Origin of the sequence: Erwinia sp. MYb375 (assembly GCF_037479175.1) — a bacterium.
Taxonomy (GTDB): Bacteria; Pseudomonadota; Gammaproteobacteria; order Enterobacterales; family Enterobacteriaceae; genus Erwinia; species Erwinia rhapontici.
In genome coordinates this window covers 518,879-533,867 of sequence record NZ_JBBGZS010000010.1, presented here as the reverse complement: position 1 = coordinate 533,867, position 14,989 = coordinate 518,879, and the positions used below count along the sequence as shown (strand labels likewise).

At 53.8% G+C, this 14,989-nt stretch carries 12 protein-coding genes; 11 read left to right on the top strand and 1 reads right to left on the bottom strand.

Going from position 1 to position 14,989, the window contains the following annotated elements; all coding sequences use genetic code 11:
* Positions 1-131 precede the first annotated feature (131 nt).
* Both qseB and qseC read left to right on the top strand, forming a co-directional pair.
* The gene (gene qseB, locus WH279_RS02350) at positions 132-794 is read left to right on the top strand and encodes a quorum sensing response regulator transcription factor QseB (protein WP_200642172.1); all 663 of its coding nucleotides are present in this window, start codon (positions 132-134) and stop codon (positions 792-794) included.
* Positions 794-2,143, top strand: a complete 1,350-nt coding sequence (qseC, locus tag WH279_RS02345; protein WP_445235206.1) for a quorum sensing histidine kinase QseC — start codon at positions 794-796, stop codon at positions 2,141-2,143. Before qseB ends, qseC begins: the two co-directional genes overlap by 1 nt.
* A gap of 72 nt (positions 2,144-2,215) precedes the next feature.
* Here qseC and kup read toward each other — a convergent pair whose 3' ends face one another.
* Positions 2,216-4,084: a low affinity potassium transporter Kup gene (gene kup / locus WH279_RS02340; protein WP_200642173.1), complete on the bottom strand. Its 1,869-nt coding sequence runs from the start codon at positions 4,082-4,084 to the stop codon at positions 2,216-2,218.
* Between the two features lie 259 nt (positions 4,085-4,343).
* Between kup and ravA the strand changes: the two genes are divergently transcribed.
* The 9 genes from ravA (at position 4,344) to atpI (ending at position 14,983) form a co-directional block, all read left to right on the top strand.
* A complete protein-coding gene (ravA, locus tag WH279_RS02335; protein WP_200642174.1) occupies positions 4,344-5,837 on the top strand; it encodes an ATPase RavA in 1,494 nt (497 codons plus the stop codon).
* The gene (viaA, locus tag WH279_RS02330) at positions 5,834-7,294 is read left to right on the top strand and encodes an ATPase RavA stimulator ViaA (RefSeq protein WP_339454882.1); all 1,461 of its coding nucleotides are present in this window, start codon (positions 5,834-5,836) and stop codon (positions 7,292-7,294) included. Before ravA ends, viaA begins: the two co-directional genes overlap by 4 nt.
* Before the next feature lie 63 nt (positions 7,295-7,357).
* Positions 7,358-9,517 (top strand): 5-histidylcysteine sulfoxide synthase, encoded by a 2,160-nt coding sequence (ovoA, locus tag WH279_RS02325; protein ID WP_339454881.1) that lies wholly within the window; start codon positions 7,358-7,360, stop codon positions 9,515-9,517.
* 125 nt (positions 9,518-9,642) lie between these two features.
* Complete coding sequence (gene asnC, locus WH279_RS02320; RefSeq protein WP_339454880.1) at positions 9,643-10,104, top strand: transcriptional regulator AsnC; 462 nt, start codon at positions 9,643-9,645, stop codon at positions 10,102-10,104.
* Positions 10,105-10,131: 27 nt separating this feature from the next.
* Complete coding sequence (locus tag WH279_RS02315) at positions 10,132-10,272, top strand: hypothetical protein (protein ID WP_339454879.1); 141 nt, start codon at positions 10,132-10,134, stop codon at positions 10,270-10,272.
* A 92-nt stretch (positions 10,273-10,364) separates the two neighbouring features.
* Positions 10,365-10,805, top strand: a complete 441-nt coding sequence (gene mioC, locus WH279_RS02310) for an FMN-binding protein MioC (protein WP_133844863.1) — start codon at positions 10,365-10,367, stop codon at positions 10,803-10,805.
* Positions 10,806-11,271: 466 nt separating this feature from the next.
* The gene (gene mnmG / locus WH279_RS02305; RefSeq protein ID WP_339454878.1) at positions 11,272-13,161 is read left to right on the top strand and encodes a tRNA uridine-5-carboxymethylaminomethyl(34) synthesis enzyme MnmG; all 1,890 of its coding nucleotides are present in this window, start codon (positions 11,272-11,274) and stop codon (positions 13,159-13,161) included.
* Positions 13,158-13,778: a 16S rRNA (guanine(527)-N(7))-methyltransferase RsmG gene (gene rsmG / locus WH279_RS02300; protein ID WP_200642181.1), complete on the top strand. Its 621-nt coding sequence runs from the start codon at positions 13,158-13,160 to the stop codon at positions 13,776-13,778. The genes mnmG and rsmG overlap by 4 nt, the downstream gene beginning before the upstream one ends.
* 824 nt (positions 13,779-14,602) lie before the next feature.
* Positions 14,603-14,983 carry a F0F1 ATP synthase subunit I gene (atpI, locus tag WH279_RS02295; RefSeq protein ID WP_133844857.1) on the top strand — a complete coding sequence of 127 codons (381 nt, stop codon included), beginning with the start codon at positions 14,603-14,605 and terminating at the stop codon, positions 14,981-14,983.
* The last annotated feature ends 6 nt before the right edge of the window (positions 14,984-14,989 follow it).

Here is a 14,989-nt window from a genome sequence, read left to right as displayed (position 1 = left end):
AGGATCTTAAGGACGCTTTCATCACGAGTTTATTGTTCTAAATTGACGAAAAGTGGCGAATTTCGTCGATCGTTGCTGTACAAGCCGCATCATGATTCCGTATAACTCGGTGAGCAGAGAGGAATAACACCATGCGAATTCTGTTAATCGAAGATGACCGCCTGATTGGCGACGGCATCAAAGCCGGATTAAGTAAACTGGGGTTCAGTGTTGACTGGTTTACCCAGGGCAACGAAGGACTAAGGGCGCTGAGTGCCGCGCCCTATGATGCGGTAGTACTGGATCTCAGCCTGCCAGAAATCGACGGACTCACCATTCTCCGTCAGTGGCGACAGCAGGGACGTGATGAACCGGTGTTGATCCTAACGGCCCGCGATGCCCTGGAACAACGCGTCAGCGGGTTGCAGCAGGGAGCCGATGACTATTTATGTAAACCCTTTGCCCTCAGCGAAGTGGCCGCGCGTTTACAGGCACTGATCCGCCGCCGTCACGGCCAGCTACAACCGACACTGCAACATGGCAGCCTGATCATGGAACCGGGTTCTCATACCGTTACGCTGAAGGGTGCACCGCTGGAACTGAAAGCGCGTGAACTGGCGCTGCTGGAACTGTTTCTGCTCAACAACGGGCGCGTGCTCACCCGCCCACAGCTGGAAGACAAACTCTACGGCTGGGATGACGACGTTTCCAGCAATGCCGTGGAAGTGCACATCCATCACCTGCGTAAAAAACTGGGCAGTGAGTTTATTCGCACCATTCACGGCGTGGGTTACACGCTGGGAGCGGCACCCTGATGCGCCAAAGTCTGCGACTGCGTCTGATGCTCGGTTTTTTGCTACTCAGCCTGCTGTGCTGGGGAGTGGCCGCTGTGGGGGCCTGGTGGCAGACCCGTCACAATATCAATGCGTTGTTTGATACACAGCAAATGCTGTTTGCGAAACGGCTCACCACCCTGGATATTGCGTCAGGCGATGAAAAAACGATGACGCTGCCGAAAACAAAAAAAATCCTGCGCCATCACCGTGGCGATCAGGACGATGATGCGCTGGCCTTTGCCGTGTTTCGCCGCGACGGCCAGATGCTGCTTAATGATGGTGATAATGGCCGGAATTTCATCTTTGATTATCAGCGTGAGGGTTTTGTTGATGGCCGCCTGCGCGGTGATGATGACCGCTGGCGGATGGTATGGCTGCGTACACCGGACGATCGCTATGTGGTGGTGGTCGGCCAGGAGTGGGAATATCGCGATGATATGACCCGCGATCTGGTGCAAACCAACCTGATGCCGTGGCTGGTGGCATTGCCGGTGATGCTGATGTTGATGTTGTGGCTGATCACCCGGGAGCTGGCGCCGCTGAAACAGATCGCTGACCAGCTGCGCCAACGCGCCCCGGATGACATTACACCCCTCACCCCACAGCGTGTGCCACAGGAAGTCCGCCCGTTGCTGACTGAACTGAACCAACTGTTTGGGCGCATCGGTGACATGCTGCTGCGCGAACGCCGTTTTACCTCGGATGCCGCCCACGAACTGCGCAGCCCGCTGGCCGCATTAAAGGTGCAGACGGAAGTTGCCCAGCTGGCTCATGACGATGTCGCCGTACGCCACCATGCGCTGACCAGTCTGGATGCAGGGATAGACCGCGCCACCCGGCTGGTGGATCAACTGCTGACGCTGTCGCGTCTGGATGCCGGGGAGGATCTGGAAAAACACAGTGTGCAGTGGCAGGCGATCGTGCAGAAAGCCGTGGTGGATCAGTATGCGGCCGCACAGGCAGCAGGCGTGGAACTGGCGCTGGATGCCCCCGATGCGCCCGTTATCAGTCTGGGTCAGACGCTGCTGCTGGCGCTGTTGGTGCGTAATCTGCTGGATAATGCCATTCGCTACAGTCCGGCGGGCAGTGAAGTGTGGCTGAAACTGACCGCCAGCACGTTGCAGGTGCTGGACAATGGACCGGGCGTCAGCCCGGAAGCGCTGGCGCGTATTGGTGAACGATTTTATCGCCCGCCTGGCCAGCAACAGTCCGGCAGCGGCTTAGGCTTGTCGATCGTTCATCATATTGCCCGCCTGCACGGCATGACGGTCACCCTGGAAAATCGGGCAGAAGGCGGATTTGCGGTGACGGTAAATATTAACGGATAACTACGGCGAGGTGTGTCTCGCCCCAGCGACAGACAGGTTTGTAGGGGACGGGCATGCCCGTCCCGAACCGTGCTAAATCTCGACCTGGGTCCCCAGCTCAATCACCCGGTTAGGCGGAATTTTAAACTGATCGGGTGCCCGAAGCGCATTACGTTGCAGCGCAAGGAACAGCTTGCCGCGCAGGCGCAGGTACCACGGACGCTTACCGATAATCAGTGACTCATGTGACATAAAGAATGAGGTCTCCATCATCCGGCAGCTCAACCCTTCCAGACCGCAGCGATGGAAAATCTCCTCCACGTTTGGCGTTTCACGCCAGCCGTAACTGGCCACCACACGCCAGAAGGTCGGCGACAGTTGCTCGATGGTCACACGCTTCACGTTATGGACATAAGGCGCATCTTCGGTACGCAGCGTCAGCAGCACCACGCGCTCATGCAGCACCTTGTTGTGTTTCAGGTTATGCAGCATGGCAAACGGGATCACATTCAGGGCGCGGGACATATACACCGCGGTGCCCGGCACGCGCACCGGTGGCGATTTCTCCAGCGAAGCAATCATCGCCTCCAGTGAATTACCGTGTTCGTGCATCCGGCGCAGCAGACGGAAACGTTCGCTCTTCCAGGTGGTCATCACCACAAACATCACCAGCGCCAGCGAAAGTGGTAACCAGCCTCCGGCAAACACTTTCACCAGGTTTGCGGAGAACAGTGACACGTCAATGCACAACATGCCCACCAGCAGCGTTATGACCAGATAACGATTCCAGTGCCAGTTTTTAATCGCCACCACGCTGCACAGGATCGCGGTGAGAACCATCGTTCCGGTAACAGCAATCCCGTAAGCCGCAGCCAGGTTACTCGAATGCTCAAAGCCCACAATCACAATCACCACCGAGACAAACAGCAACCAGTTGATCACCGGAATGTAAATCTGGCCCGACTCCTCTTCCGAGGTGTAAACAATACGCATCGGCGGCAGATAGCCGAGACGAACCGCCTGACGCGTCAGGGAGAAGACACCGGAAATCACCGCCTGAGAAGCGATCACTGTCGCCAGCGTGGCCAGAATCAGCATCGGGATCAACGCCCAATCCGGGGCCAACAGGAAGAAGGGGTTCTTAATCGCTTCCGGATTTTTCAGCAGCAGCGCGCCCTGGCCGAAATAGTTCAGCACCAGCGACGGCAGCACCACAATAAACCACGCAAGACGGATCGGGTACTTACCAAAATGGCCCATATCGGCGTACAGCGCCTCAACGCCCGTGATGGCCAACACCACGGCCCCAAGCGCAAAGAAGGACACCATTTTGTATTCAACAAAGAAATGAATCGCCCAGTAAGGATTCATGGCGTGCAGCACTTCGGGGTTGCTGATGATGCCACGCGCACCCAATACCGCCAGCACCAGAAACCACAGCAGCATCACGGGTGCGAACAGCTTACCGACCAGGCCGGTACCGTGTTTTTGGATCACGAAGAGCAATGTCAGCACGCCAATCGCCAGCGGCACGATATAGCGATCAAGGGAGGGCGCGGCGATCTCCAGACCTTCAATGGCCGAAAGCACCGATACCGCCGGGGTGATCACCACCTCGCCGTAGAAGAAACTGCCACCGATCAGGCCCATGATCACCAGCACGGCAGTTGACCGCGCACCGGTATTGCGTCCCGCCAGTGACATCAGTGTCAATATCCCGCCTTCCCCGGCATTATCGGCACGCATCACGTAACTGATATATTTCAGGGAAACGGTGAGTAATAACAGCCAAAAAATCAGCGACAGGAAGCCGAAAACGGCATCGCGCTCAACACCAAAACCAAACTGCCCGGAAAGACACTCACGCAGTGTATACAGCGGGCTGGTGCCGATATCACCATACACCACACCTATCGCTGCCAGGGTAACGGCACCAAGGGATTGCTTCTTCTCAGAACTCATAGACTTGTCTTTTGTTGCGGTGGACTGACGCGGGATTGCGTACGGCTCAACTGCCCGTCAAAACGCGCACAGTATGCATGATTAAACATGAATGCCTATCCTTAATTGCCTGTTAAATGACAACTTCAATGGTCAGTGTCACCCTTTGATAATAAAAAAGCTGACTGCAATCAACTCTTTCAAGCATCATAGCCAGTAGTGTTTGCGCTCGCCAGACAGCAATCTGGCCTGACCGTAGAAAAAGGATGAATGTTTGATTATGGCCCACTCTCAATTATTGGCGGAACGCATCGCCCGCCTCAGCAATGCATTAGAGAAAGGACTTTACGAACGCCATCATGCGATTCGCCTTTGCCTGCTCGCCGCCCTGTGCGGTGAAAGTGTCTTTTTACTCGGCCCACCGGGCATTGCCAAAAGCCTGATTGCCCGCCGGCTCAAGTATGCTTTCCAGCATGCCCGTGCGTTTGAATACCTGATGACGCGCTTCTCCACGCCGGAAGAAGTCTTTGGCCCTCTTTCTATTCAGGCACTAAAAGACGAAGGGCGCTACCAGCGCCTGACTAAAGGCTACCTTCCTGACGCAGAAATCGTGTTTCTTGACGAGATCTGGAAAGCCGGGCCCGCCATCCTGAATACGTTGCTGACTGCGATTAATGAACGCCGTTTTCGTAACGGTGACAGCGAAGATAAAATCCCGATGCGCCTGCTGGTCACGGCCTCTAACGAACTGCCGGAAGCGGATAGTGGGCTGGAAGCACTGTACGACCGTATGCTGATCCGCCTGTGGCTGGATAACGTGCATGAAAAGCAGAACTTCCGCAGTCTGTTAACCCACCAGCAGGATGAGAATCAGAACCCGGTATCCGATTCACTCTGCATCAGCGATGAAGAGTATCTGGAGTGGCAACAAGGTATCAGTAAAGTCAGCCTGCCCGACGATGTTTTCGAGCTTATTTTCCAACTGCGTCAACTGTTAGAAAATCAACCAGAAGCGCCGTATATCTCCGATCGCCGCTGGAAAAAAGCCATTCACTTGTTGCAGGCCAGTGCCTTTTACAGTGGCCGTAGCGTGATCGCGCCTATTGATTTGATCCTGCTGAAAGACTGCCTGTGGCACGATGTGGGATCGATGAAACTGCTGGATCGTGAACTGGATAATCTGATCACCCAGCAGGCATGGCAGCAGCAACCAATGCTGTTCAAATTGCAGCAAATTAATGCCCGCCGTCTGGCGCTCCAGCAGCAACAAAGTGTGGAACAGGCCATCCGCCTGGAGAAACATGGCGGCATGTTCAGCCGCAAACCTCACTTTGATCTGCCGGCGACGCTGTCAGCCGATGCGCTGACGCTGATGCTGCAAAAACCGCTCACGCTGCATGATATGCAGGTCACGCATATCACCCTGGCCCGCGAAGCTCTGCATCACTGGCTGCAAAAAGGCGGCGAAATGCGTGGCAAGCTCAATGGTATTGGCTTTGCCCAGACGCTGGATTTGCACGTAGACGGCCATGACTGCCTGACATTGCGCGACGTCAGCCTGCAAGCCTCACGCCTGATGCTGCCGGGTAAACCGCAGCAAGGGCTGCCGGAAGAGATTTCGCTGGCGCTCGATGAGCTTGATACCCAGCTTCGCGCGCAGCGCACGCTGTTCAGCCAGCATCATCGCTGCCTGTTTATCAGCGATGACTGGCTGGCACGTGTTGAAGATAGCCTGCAACAGGTGGCGGAACAGCTGAAGCAGGCGCGGCAGTGATCTCACTTGATACATTGAGTATGTTTCTGGCAGTCAGTGAAAATGAGCTGATTGAAGAACTGGTGATCACGTTGCTGGCCTCACCGCAGCTGGTCGCCTTTTTTGAAAAGTTTCCCCGGCTGAAAAATGCCCTGACGCGCGATCTTCCGCGCTGGAAGTCAGAGATCCTGCAACAGTTAAAATCGACCCCGGTTCCGGACGATTTGGCGGCAGAGTTCAGCCGCTTCCAGCAGTGCCAGACTCTCAGCCAGCATGACTTCAGCAGTCAGCTGCCCGAATTACTGACATGGCTTGCGCAGAATCACTCGCCCTTTGCTGAAAAAGCGCAAGCGCTGGTCAGCCATCACGATACCTTGCAGCTCAGCGGCGCTCAGCAGACGCTGTTTTTACAGCGCTGGCGACTGAGCCTGACGCTGCAAACCCTGACCCTTAACCAGCAGTTACTCGATCAGGAGCGTGAAAAACTGCTGGCTGACCTGCAACAGCGGCTGGCCATGAGTGGTCAGCTGGCTCCCGTGCTGGCCACCGATGACGAAGCCGCTGCGGGTCGCTTATGGGATTTGACCCGCAGTTCACTGCAACGCGACGACTACCAGCTCATGGTGCAATACGGTGATTTCCTGGCCAGCCAGCCGGAGTTGTTGAAATTGGCGGAACAGCTGGGCCGCAGCCGTGAAGCCAAAGCGGTACTCTCGGACGATGCTCCGCCGGAAGCCTTCCACCAGTTGGTGCGCGAACCAGAAAGCGTGCCGGAAGAAGTCAGCGGTCTGCACCAGAGTGACGATATTCTGCGCCTGCTGCCACCAGAGCTGGCCACGCTGGGCATCAGCGAACTGGAGCTGGAGTTTTACCGTCGGATGGTGGAAAAACGCCTGCTCACCTATCGTCTCCAGGGAGAGAGCTGGCATGACAAAGTCACGCTGCGCCCGGTGACTCACCACCATCATGATGAGCAGCCGCGCGGCCCGTTTATCATCTGCGTGGATACATCCGGTTCAATGGGCGGCTTTAATGAACGCTGTGCCAAGGCGTTCTGCCTGGCGCTGCTGAAGGTGGCACTGGCAGATAACCGCCGCTGCTACATTATGCTGTTTGCCCATGAAGTGGTGGGCTATGAACTGACCGCTGAAGATGGCATCAGCCAGGCGATCCGTTTTCTCAGCCAGCGTTTTCGTGGCGGCACCGACCTGGCTGCCTGCCTCGATGCCGTCTTACTCAAGCTGTCCGGCCCACAGTGGCAGGATGCTGACGCCGTGATTCTCTCTGACTTTATCGCTCAACGTCTTCCTGATGTACTGGTCAAACGCGTACGCGACCACCAGAGCCAGCAGCAACAGCGTTTTCATGCCGTTGCCATGTCCGATCATGGAAAACCCGGCATTATGCGTATCTTTGACCACATCTGGCGTTTCGACACCGGGCTAAAGAGCCGCCTGCTCCGTCGCTGGAAACGCTGAACCCCGCCTTTGACCTAATCTGGCAGAGCTTATTTGCTATAGTGATGTATACGCTTTAGCCACATGGCAAGATGGGAGCATCACGTGACTTCGCAACAACACCAGACAGGATTACCTGCCCCAACCCGCACGCTGCAGTTAACCGGCAATGACCCGGAACAAAAACGTCAGCAATTGCTCAACTACTTCCGTCAGACATGGGAGCTGTATGAAAGCCTGTTTGACTGCCTGGCGGATGAACGGGCGTGGACAACCAAAGCGATATCGCTACGGCATCCGCTGATCTTCTACTACGGTCACACCGCCACGTTCTATATCAATAAGCTGATGGCAGCTCGCCTGCTCGACAACCGTACCGACGATAGCATTGAAGCGATGATGGCCATCGGCGTCGATGAGATGAGCTGGGATGACCTCGACACCAGTCACTATGCCTGGCCATCGGTCGCTGAACTGCGCGATTATCGCGGTAAAGTGCGCGCCCGCGTTGAACAGCTGATCCGTGAGATGCCGCTAACGCTGCCGATCACCTGGGATAGCCCGGCCTGGGTTGTCCTGATGGGCATCGAACATGAGCGTATCCATCTGGAAACCTCCAGCGTGCTGATTCGACAGCTGCCCCTGGCGTGGGTCAAACCGCAGCCACACTGGCCGGTGTGTCCGGATGCGCGCCATGACCGTCAGGCGGTGCCGCACAACAGCCTGATCAGTGTTGCCGCAGGACGTGTCACTCAGGGAAAAACCGATGACACTTACGGCTGGGATAACGAGTACGGCAGCCGCATCACCGACGTGAAGGCTTTCGAGGCCAGTAAAATGCTGGTCAGTAACGCGGAATTCTTCGACTTTGTGACGGCAGGTGGCTATCAGACACCACGCTGGTGGGATGACGAAGGCTGGGGCTGGCGCGAATTCGCGAAAGCCAGCCAACCTACTTTCTGGACTGGTTATGCAGACCAGCCGGAAACGCTGAAGCTCCGCCTGATGGCGGAAGAAGTCCCGATGCCCTGGGACTGGCCAGCCGAAGTCAATCAGCTTGAAGCTGCGGCATTCTGCCGCTGGAAAGCCGAAGTGACAGGCCAGTCTGTCCAGCTTCCCGCCGAAAGTGAATGGATGCTGCTGCGTGAGCAGGTGGCCGGCGATCAGCCTGACTGGGATGACACACCCGGCAATATCAATCTCTCCCGCTGGGCCTCATCCTGCCCGGTCGATCGTTTTGCTCAGGGTGAGTTTTTCGATCTGATCGGTAACGTCTGGCAATGGACGACCACACCCATTTCAGGTTTTGAAGGTTTCCGCGTCCATCCTTTATATGATGACTTCTCCACGCCGACGTTTGATGGTAAGCATTCGCTGATCAAAGGCGGCAGTTGGATCTCTACAGGGAATGAAGCGCTAAAGTCGGCACGCTACGCTTTTCGCCGCCACTTCTTCCAGCACGCGGGTTTCCGCTATGTGGTCTCCGATCATCAGGAAAGCCGGGCCAGTAACCCCTATGAAACCGACAGCATGGTGTCACAGTACCTCGACTTCCAGTACGGACCGGAATACTTCGGCGTTGCCAACTACGCGAAGGTGCTGGTGGAGATAGCCTGCGGCGTCACAAACCAGCGTCAGCGGGCACTGGATATTGGCTGTGCCACAGGACGTGCGAGTTTTGAACTGGCACGTCATTTCAGCCAGGTGGTGGGAATGGACTATTCCGCACGCTTTATCGACGTGGCGTTGCAGCTCACCAGCGGTGAAGAGTTTCGCTACGTCACTCAGGAAGAGGGCGAGCTGGTGGAATACCGACAGGTACAGTTGAAGGACATTAACCTCGGTACTGAACAGGCCAGCCGCATCCAGTTTGTGCAGGGGGATGCCTGTAACCTGAAACCGCAGGCTGAGCCCTTCGATTTGGTGCTGGCTTCGAACCTGATTGATCGTCTGCGCCAGCCACGTCGCTTCCTGCAGGACATCACCCGCATGATCCGCCCCGGCGGTGTGCTGATGCTCTCTTCTCCTTATACCTGGCTGGAAGATTTCACGCCGAAGGAGAACTGGCTGGGTGGCATTCGTGAAAACGGTGAGGCGCTATCGACATACCAGGCGTTGCAGCGCCTGCTGGCGGCCGATTTCGAGGAGATCGAACCCGCGCAGGATGTGCCGTTTGTCATCCGTGAAACGGCGCGCAAATACCAGCACACTGTCGCTCAGGTGACACTGTGGCGTAAACGTTAATCTTCTGTTCTCCAGCGGGCACCCTTCGGTGCCCGCTGTCATATCGGCACTCTGATTGCCATTCTGTTCACGATCCCGCACATTAATACTCTGTTCATTGAATAACATTCAATCTCGGAGTCACTATGCCGGAAAATATGCAGCCCGATACTCTAGACCGCGGCATTCTCAATGCACTGATGGAGAATGCCCGTACCGCCTACGCCGAACTGGCCAAGCAGTTCAACGTCAGCCCCGGCACTATCCACGTGCGCGTGGAGAAGATGAAGCAGGCGGGGATCATTAAAGGAACGCGCGTTGAAATAGATCCGAAGCAGCTTGGTTACGATGTCTGCTGCTTTATCGGCATCATTCTGAAAAGTGCCAAAGACTATCCGTCAGCAGTGGCGCGACTGGAAGCACTGGATGAAGTGGTCGAAGCGTATTACACCACCGGACACTACAGCATCTTTATTAAGGTCATGTGCCGCTCGATCGATGCCCTGCAACAGGTATTGATCAACAAGATCCAGACCATCGATGAAATCCAGTCCACCGAAACCCTGATCTCCCTGCAAAACCCGATTATGCGCACCATTATCCCGTGATCGGTGCATAAGGTTATCCACACCAGAATGTTTTCTCAGATCCCCTCCTCGTCATGCACCGTCGACGGTGCCGTCAGTTTCGATCCGGCCAGCGCACAGCACCCGCAGCGTACTGAAGTACGTGAGGAGCGCGAGCACTGCCCGGATTGGAACTGGCAAACAAGCTAGGTGCCTGGCAGTAATACCCTTAATTATCCACAGGTAGATCCCATGGTGATCACAGAGTACAATGCCCGCCATTATCATTCAGGGATCCCATCATGGCCGACATTACCTTAATCAGTGGCAGCACCTTAGGCAGCGCAGAATATGTGGCCGATCATCTTGCTGAGAAGCTTGAAGAAGCAGGCCATACAACAGAAACACTGCATGGGCCGGAGCTGGAAGAGCTGAAAATGGAAGGGATCTGGATTGTGGTGAGTTCTACCCACGGTGCCGGTGAACTGCCCGATAACATTCAGCCACTGTTTGAAGCCATAAAGGAACAGCAACCGGATCTGAGCAACCTGCGTTACGGGGCTGTGGGCATTGGTAATCGTGAATACGATCTGTTTTGCGGTGCCATTATCCAGTTTGATGAGCTGCTGACATCGCTGGGAGCACAGCGTATTGGCGATCGACTGGATATAGATGTACTGCAACATGAGATTCCCGAAGATCCTGCCGGTGTCTGGGTAGAAAGCTGGAAAGAACTGATCTAACGCCTGCCCGGATCGGACGGAGATCCTCTGCCCGATCCGCAAAACGGGCCTTTTTCGATCCTGAGTTTTGTAAATATTGCTCTTTTTTGCCTGGTTTTAACGCATTCAACTGTGGATAACTAGGCTCGATTCCATCGGATAACCGGTGTTTATCCCAAGGACAACCTGACTACCTGGTTAAGCCTGTGCATAACATGCCATTTAGATCCCAGCTTATACGGTGTGGGATCACCGATCATTAACAGCTAATGATCCTGCCTAATCGCTTGATCCTTATCAGCAAAAAAGGCTTATCCACAGAGATCGTCGATCCTAATAGAAGATCTAATAAAGAGATCTCTAAATAAAAAAGATCTTCTTTTTAATACACGAAGATCCCGGTGCTTTCGCCATCGTCTAAAGTTGAGTAGAATCCACGCCCTCAGCAACACTCCCTTAATTCGCACAAACCGCGAGGTGCAGTACCATGTTTTATCCAGATCCTTTTGACGTCATCGTAATCGGTGGTGGTCATGCGGGTACGGAAGCAGCGATGGCTGCTGCCCGTATGGGTCAACAAACCCTGTTATTGACCCATAACATCGACACTCTGGGGCAGATGTCCTGCAACCCAGCGATCGGCGGTATCGGAAAAGGACATCTGGTAAAAGAAGTGGACGCACTGGGCGGGCTGATGGCACATGCCATTGACCAGGCGGGTATCCAGTTTAGGATACTAAACGCCAGCAAAGGTCCGGCAGTGAGAGCAACCCGCGCTCAGGCCGATCGCGTACTGTATCGTCAGGCGGTACGTACAGCACTGGAGAATCAGCCCAACCTGATGATCTTCCAGCAGGCGGTTGAAGATCTGATTGTCGAAAACGATCGTGTCGTGGGTGCCGTCACCCAGATGGGTCTGAAGTTCCGTGCCAAAGCTGTTGTGCTGACGGTAGGAACATTCCTTGATGGTAAAATTCACATCGGAATGGACAACTACAGCGGTGGCCGTGCTGGTGATCCGCCTTCCATCTCGTTATCACAGCGTCTGCGTGAACTGCCTCTGCGTGTAGGACGTCTGAAAACCGGAACCCCTCCGCGTATTGATGCCCGAACCATTGATTTCAGCGTTCTGGCTCCGCAGCATGGTGATACGCCGATGCCGGTGTTCTCGTTTATGGGTAATGTCAGCCAGCATCCACAGCAGGTGCCGTGCTACATCACCTACACCAACGAAAAAACTCATGATGTGATCCGCAATAATCTCGATCGTAGCCCAATGTATGCCGGCGTGATCGAAGGGATTGGTCCACGCTATTGTCCATCGATCGAAGACAAAGTGATGCGCTTTGCCGATCGCAATGCACACCAGATCTTCCTGGAGCCGGAAGGGCTGACCAGCAACGAAATTTATCCAAATGGCATTTCTACCAGTCTGCCGTTTGACGTTCAGATGCAGATCGTACGTTCTATGCAGGGGATGGAGAATGCCAAAATCGTCCGTCCTGGCTATGCCATTGAGTACGATTTCTTCGACCCACGCGATCTGAAACCGACGCTGGAAAGCAAATACATTGATGGTCTGTTCTTTGCAGGACAGATCAACGGCACCACAGGTTATGAAGAAGCCGCTGCACAGGGGTTACTGGCGGGTCTGAACGCCGGGCGTCTGTCTGCTGACAAAGACACCTGGGCACCGCGTCGCGATCAGGCCTACCTCGGCGTACTGGTTGACGATCTCTGCACACTCGGTACAAAAGAGCCGTACCGCATGTTTACCTCACGTGCTGAATATCGCCTGATGCTGCGCGAAGATAACGCCGATCTGCGACTGACGGCTGCGGGTCGTGAACTGGGTCTGGTGGACGATGCCCGCTGGGCTCGTTTCAACGAGAAACTGGAGAGCATTGAACTGGAACGCCAGCGTCTGCGAGATATCTGGGTACATCCGAAATCAGAGTGCGTCGCTGAGGTGAATACACTGCTGAGCGCAGGTCTGACGAAAGAAGCGAGTGGTGAAGATCTGCTGCGTCGCCCGGAAATGACCTACCAGAACCTGATGACACTGAGCACCTTTGGCCCGGCATTAACCGATCCTCAGGCGGCTGAACAGGTTGAGATCCAGGTCAAATACGAAGGTTATATTGTCCGTCAGCAGGAAGAGATCGATCGTCAGTTACGCAATGAGAACACCTTGTTACCTGTTGATCTGGATTATCGTCAGGTCAGCGGTCTCTCGAACGAAGTGATCGCGAAACTTAACGATCATAAGCCAGGGTCAATTGGCCAGGCATCACGTATTTCTGGTATTACACCTGCAGCCATCTCAATTTTACTTATTTATCTTAAAAAACAGGGGCTTTTACGTAAAAGCGCATGATTAATAAATTATCCGTATTGCTAAAAAGCGCCGGTATTTCCCTGTCCGATCAGCAGAAACAACAGCTGGTCGGTTATGTGGAAATGCTGCACAAATGGAATAAAGCCTACAATCTGACGTCAGTGCGTGACCCTGAGCAGATGCTGGTGCGTCATATACTTGACAGTATTGTGGTGGAGCCTCATCTGTCAGGCGATCGGTTTATTGATGTGGGTACCGGGCCTGGATTACCTGGCATTCCACTGGCGATTGTCAGGCCGCAGTCCCATTTCACGCTGCTGGACAGCCTGGGCAAGCGCGTACGTTTCCTTAAACAGGTACAGCATGAGCTGAAGCTGGAAAATATTTCACCGGTACAAAGCCGTGTAGAAGACTTTCCTGCCGAGCCGCCGTTTGATGGCGTGATCAGCAGAGCCTTTGCCTCGCTGACGGATATGGTCACCTGGTGCCATCATCTGCCGGGCCCACAGGGGCGTTTTTACGCGTTAAAAGGTGTGCTGCCCCAGGATGAAATCGCGGCATTACCTGCCGGTTTGACGGTGGAAAACGTTCTCCCACTGAGCGTTCCTCAGCTTGAAGGTGAGCGCCATTTGGTGATTATTGCCCCTTCTGCCTGATTTTGACGTTGTGCGAACATAGCCTGTCAGCCTGTTTTTTTAGCGTTGATGGGTTTTTTTTCGCAATTATTGGCCTTTTCAGCCAGAAAAAATGGTATTTCAGTGATAGTTAACCTCTGAAATTATATGACTTTTTGGTATATCAATAGCACACTTAAAGTGTGTGTATTCAGAATATGCTCATCTCCTGATTTTTTTTGCGAAAATTTGCCTGGACGGAGCTGTTACCATCGGGTTAAATCACTCAGCGGAAATTATCTGAAAACCTCTGTTACATTTAACGTTATTTTCACATTTAGTTATCACTTGAGTCATATTTCCGTGGTGTTACAGGGATAAAATAGTCACGCAGGAAAATATATCGCGCTAATAAATTAGCGTGAGTGATGACCGGCTCGATGTTAAATATTTGCTACAGATGTCAATAAAAGCTTTTAATCGAGATAACAGTGTGTTTTTACAAAAATTATAATTATCTATCTGATTTTAATCATTTTATTGGTGTTGTGTTATTCAGGTTCATTCAAAAGGCGGTTTCATTCTCTGCCATTACATTACTAATTTGTGATCTTCCGCACGCTTTGTAAGCATGGATTCGCGGGCATTGCAGAAAAAAGTCGATAAGCAGCCGTTGTCATTGGTTTTGGAAAATAGGCTGCTGGAAAGAAATTTAAATAATTGTTCACCTTTTCTCTACTTATCGATTGAAATCACAGGTGCGCACCGTATAATTTGCACGGTTTTTGCTGCTTGACTCAAAAGAGCAAAGGCAGTTTTATACGACACGCGACATACCCCTTTCGGGGCAGGAGAGTTTCAGCGACATGTCAGTGTCCCTTTACAGAGTTAAATTTGCCCGAACCATACTGCTGTGGCAGTTGGCGACCTTCGTCGTAATCGGTGCGCTGTTTTCCTTTAAAGATCTGACCTGGGGCGTGTCCGCCCTTGCCGGCGGGCTGGCAGCCTGGCTGCCAAACGTGTTGTTTATGATTTTTGCCTGGCGCCACCAGGCGGGGCATGAAGTAACGGGACGGCTTGCCTGGACTTTTGCGCTAGGTGAAGCGCTGAAAGTTTTCGTTACGATCCTCGTGATTATCGTGGCGCTGGGAGTGTTTAAGGCGGTGTTTACGCCGCTGGGACTGGCCTGGTTATCGGTGCTGATTGTGCAAATCGTCGCACCGGCTGTAATTAACAACAAAGGGTAAGAGGCA

Excerpts from the sequence above, each read along its gene's own strand:
- mnmG (WP_339454878.1), top strand. The coding sequence starts at position 11,272 with ATGTTTTATCCAGATCCTTTTGACGTCATCGTAATCGGTGGTGGTCAT.
- mioC (WP_133844863.1), top strand. The coding sequence starts at position 10,365 with ATGGCCGACATTACCTTAATCAGTGGCAGCACCTTAGGCAGCGCAGAA.
- rsmG (WP_200642181.1), top strand. The coding sequence starts at position 13,158 with ATGATTAATAAATTATCCGTATTGCTAAAAAGCGCCGGTATTTCCCTG.
- qseC (WP_445235206.1), top strand. The coding sequence starts at position 794 with ATGCGCCAAAGTCTGCGACTGCGTCTGATGCTCGGTTTTTTGCTACTC.
- WH279_RS02315 (WP_339454879.1), top strand. The coding sequence starts at position 10,132 with ATGTTTTCTCAGATCCCCTCCTCGTCATGCACCGTCGACGGTGCCGTC.
- atpI (WP_133844857.1), top strand. The coding sequence starts at position 14,603 with ATGTCAGTGTCCCTTTACAGAGTTAAATTTGCCCGAACCATACTGCTG.
- qseB (WP_200642172.1), top strand. The coding sequence starts at position 132 with ATGCGAATTCTGTTAATCGAAGATGACCGCCTGATTGGCGACGGCATC.
- ovoA (WP_339454881.1), top strand. The coding sequence starts at position 7,358 with ATGGCAAGATGGGAGCATCACGTGACTTCGCAACAACACCAGACAGGA.
- kup (WP_200642173.1), bottom strand. The coding sequence starts at position 4,084 with ATGAGTTCTGAGAAGAAGCAATCCCTTGGTGCCGTTACCCTGGCAGCG.
- asnC (WP_339454880.1), top strand. The coding sequence starts at position 9,643 with ATGCCGGAAAATATGCAGCCCGATACTCTAGACCGCGGCATTCTCAAT.
- ravA (WP_200642174.1), top strand. The coding sequence starts at position 4,344 with ATGGCCCACTCTCAATTATTGGCGGAACGCATCGCCCGCCTCAGCAAT.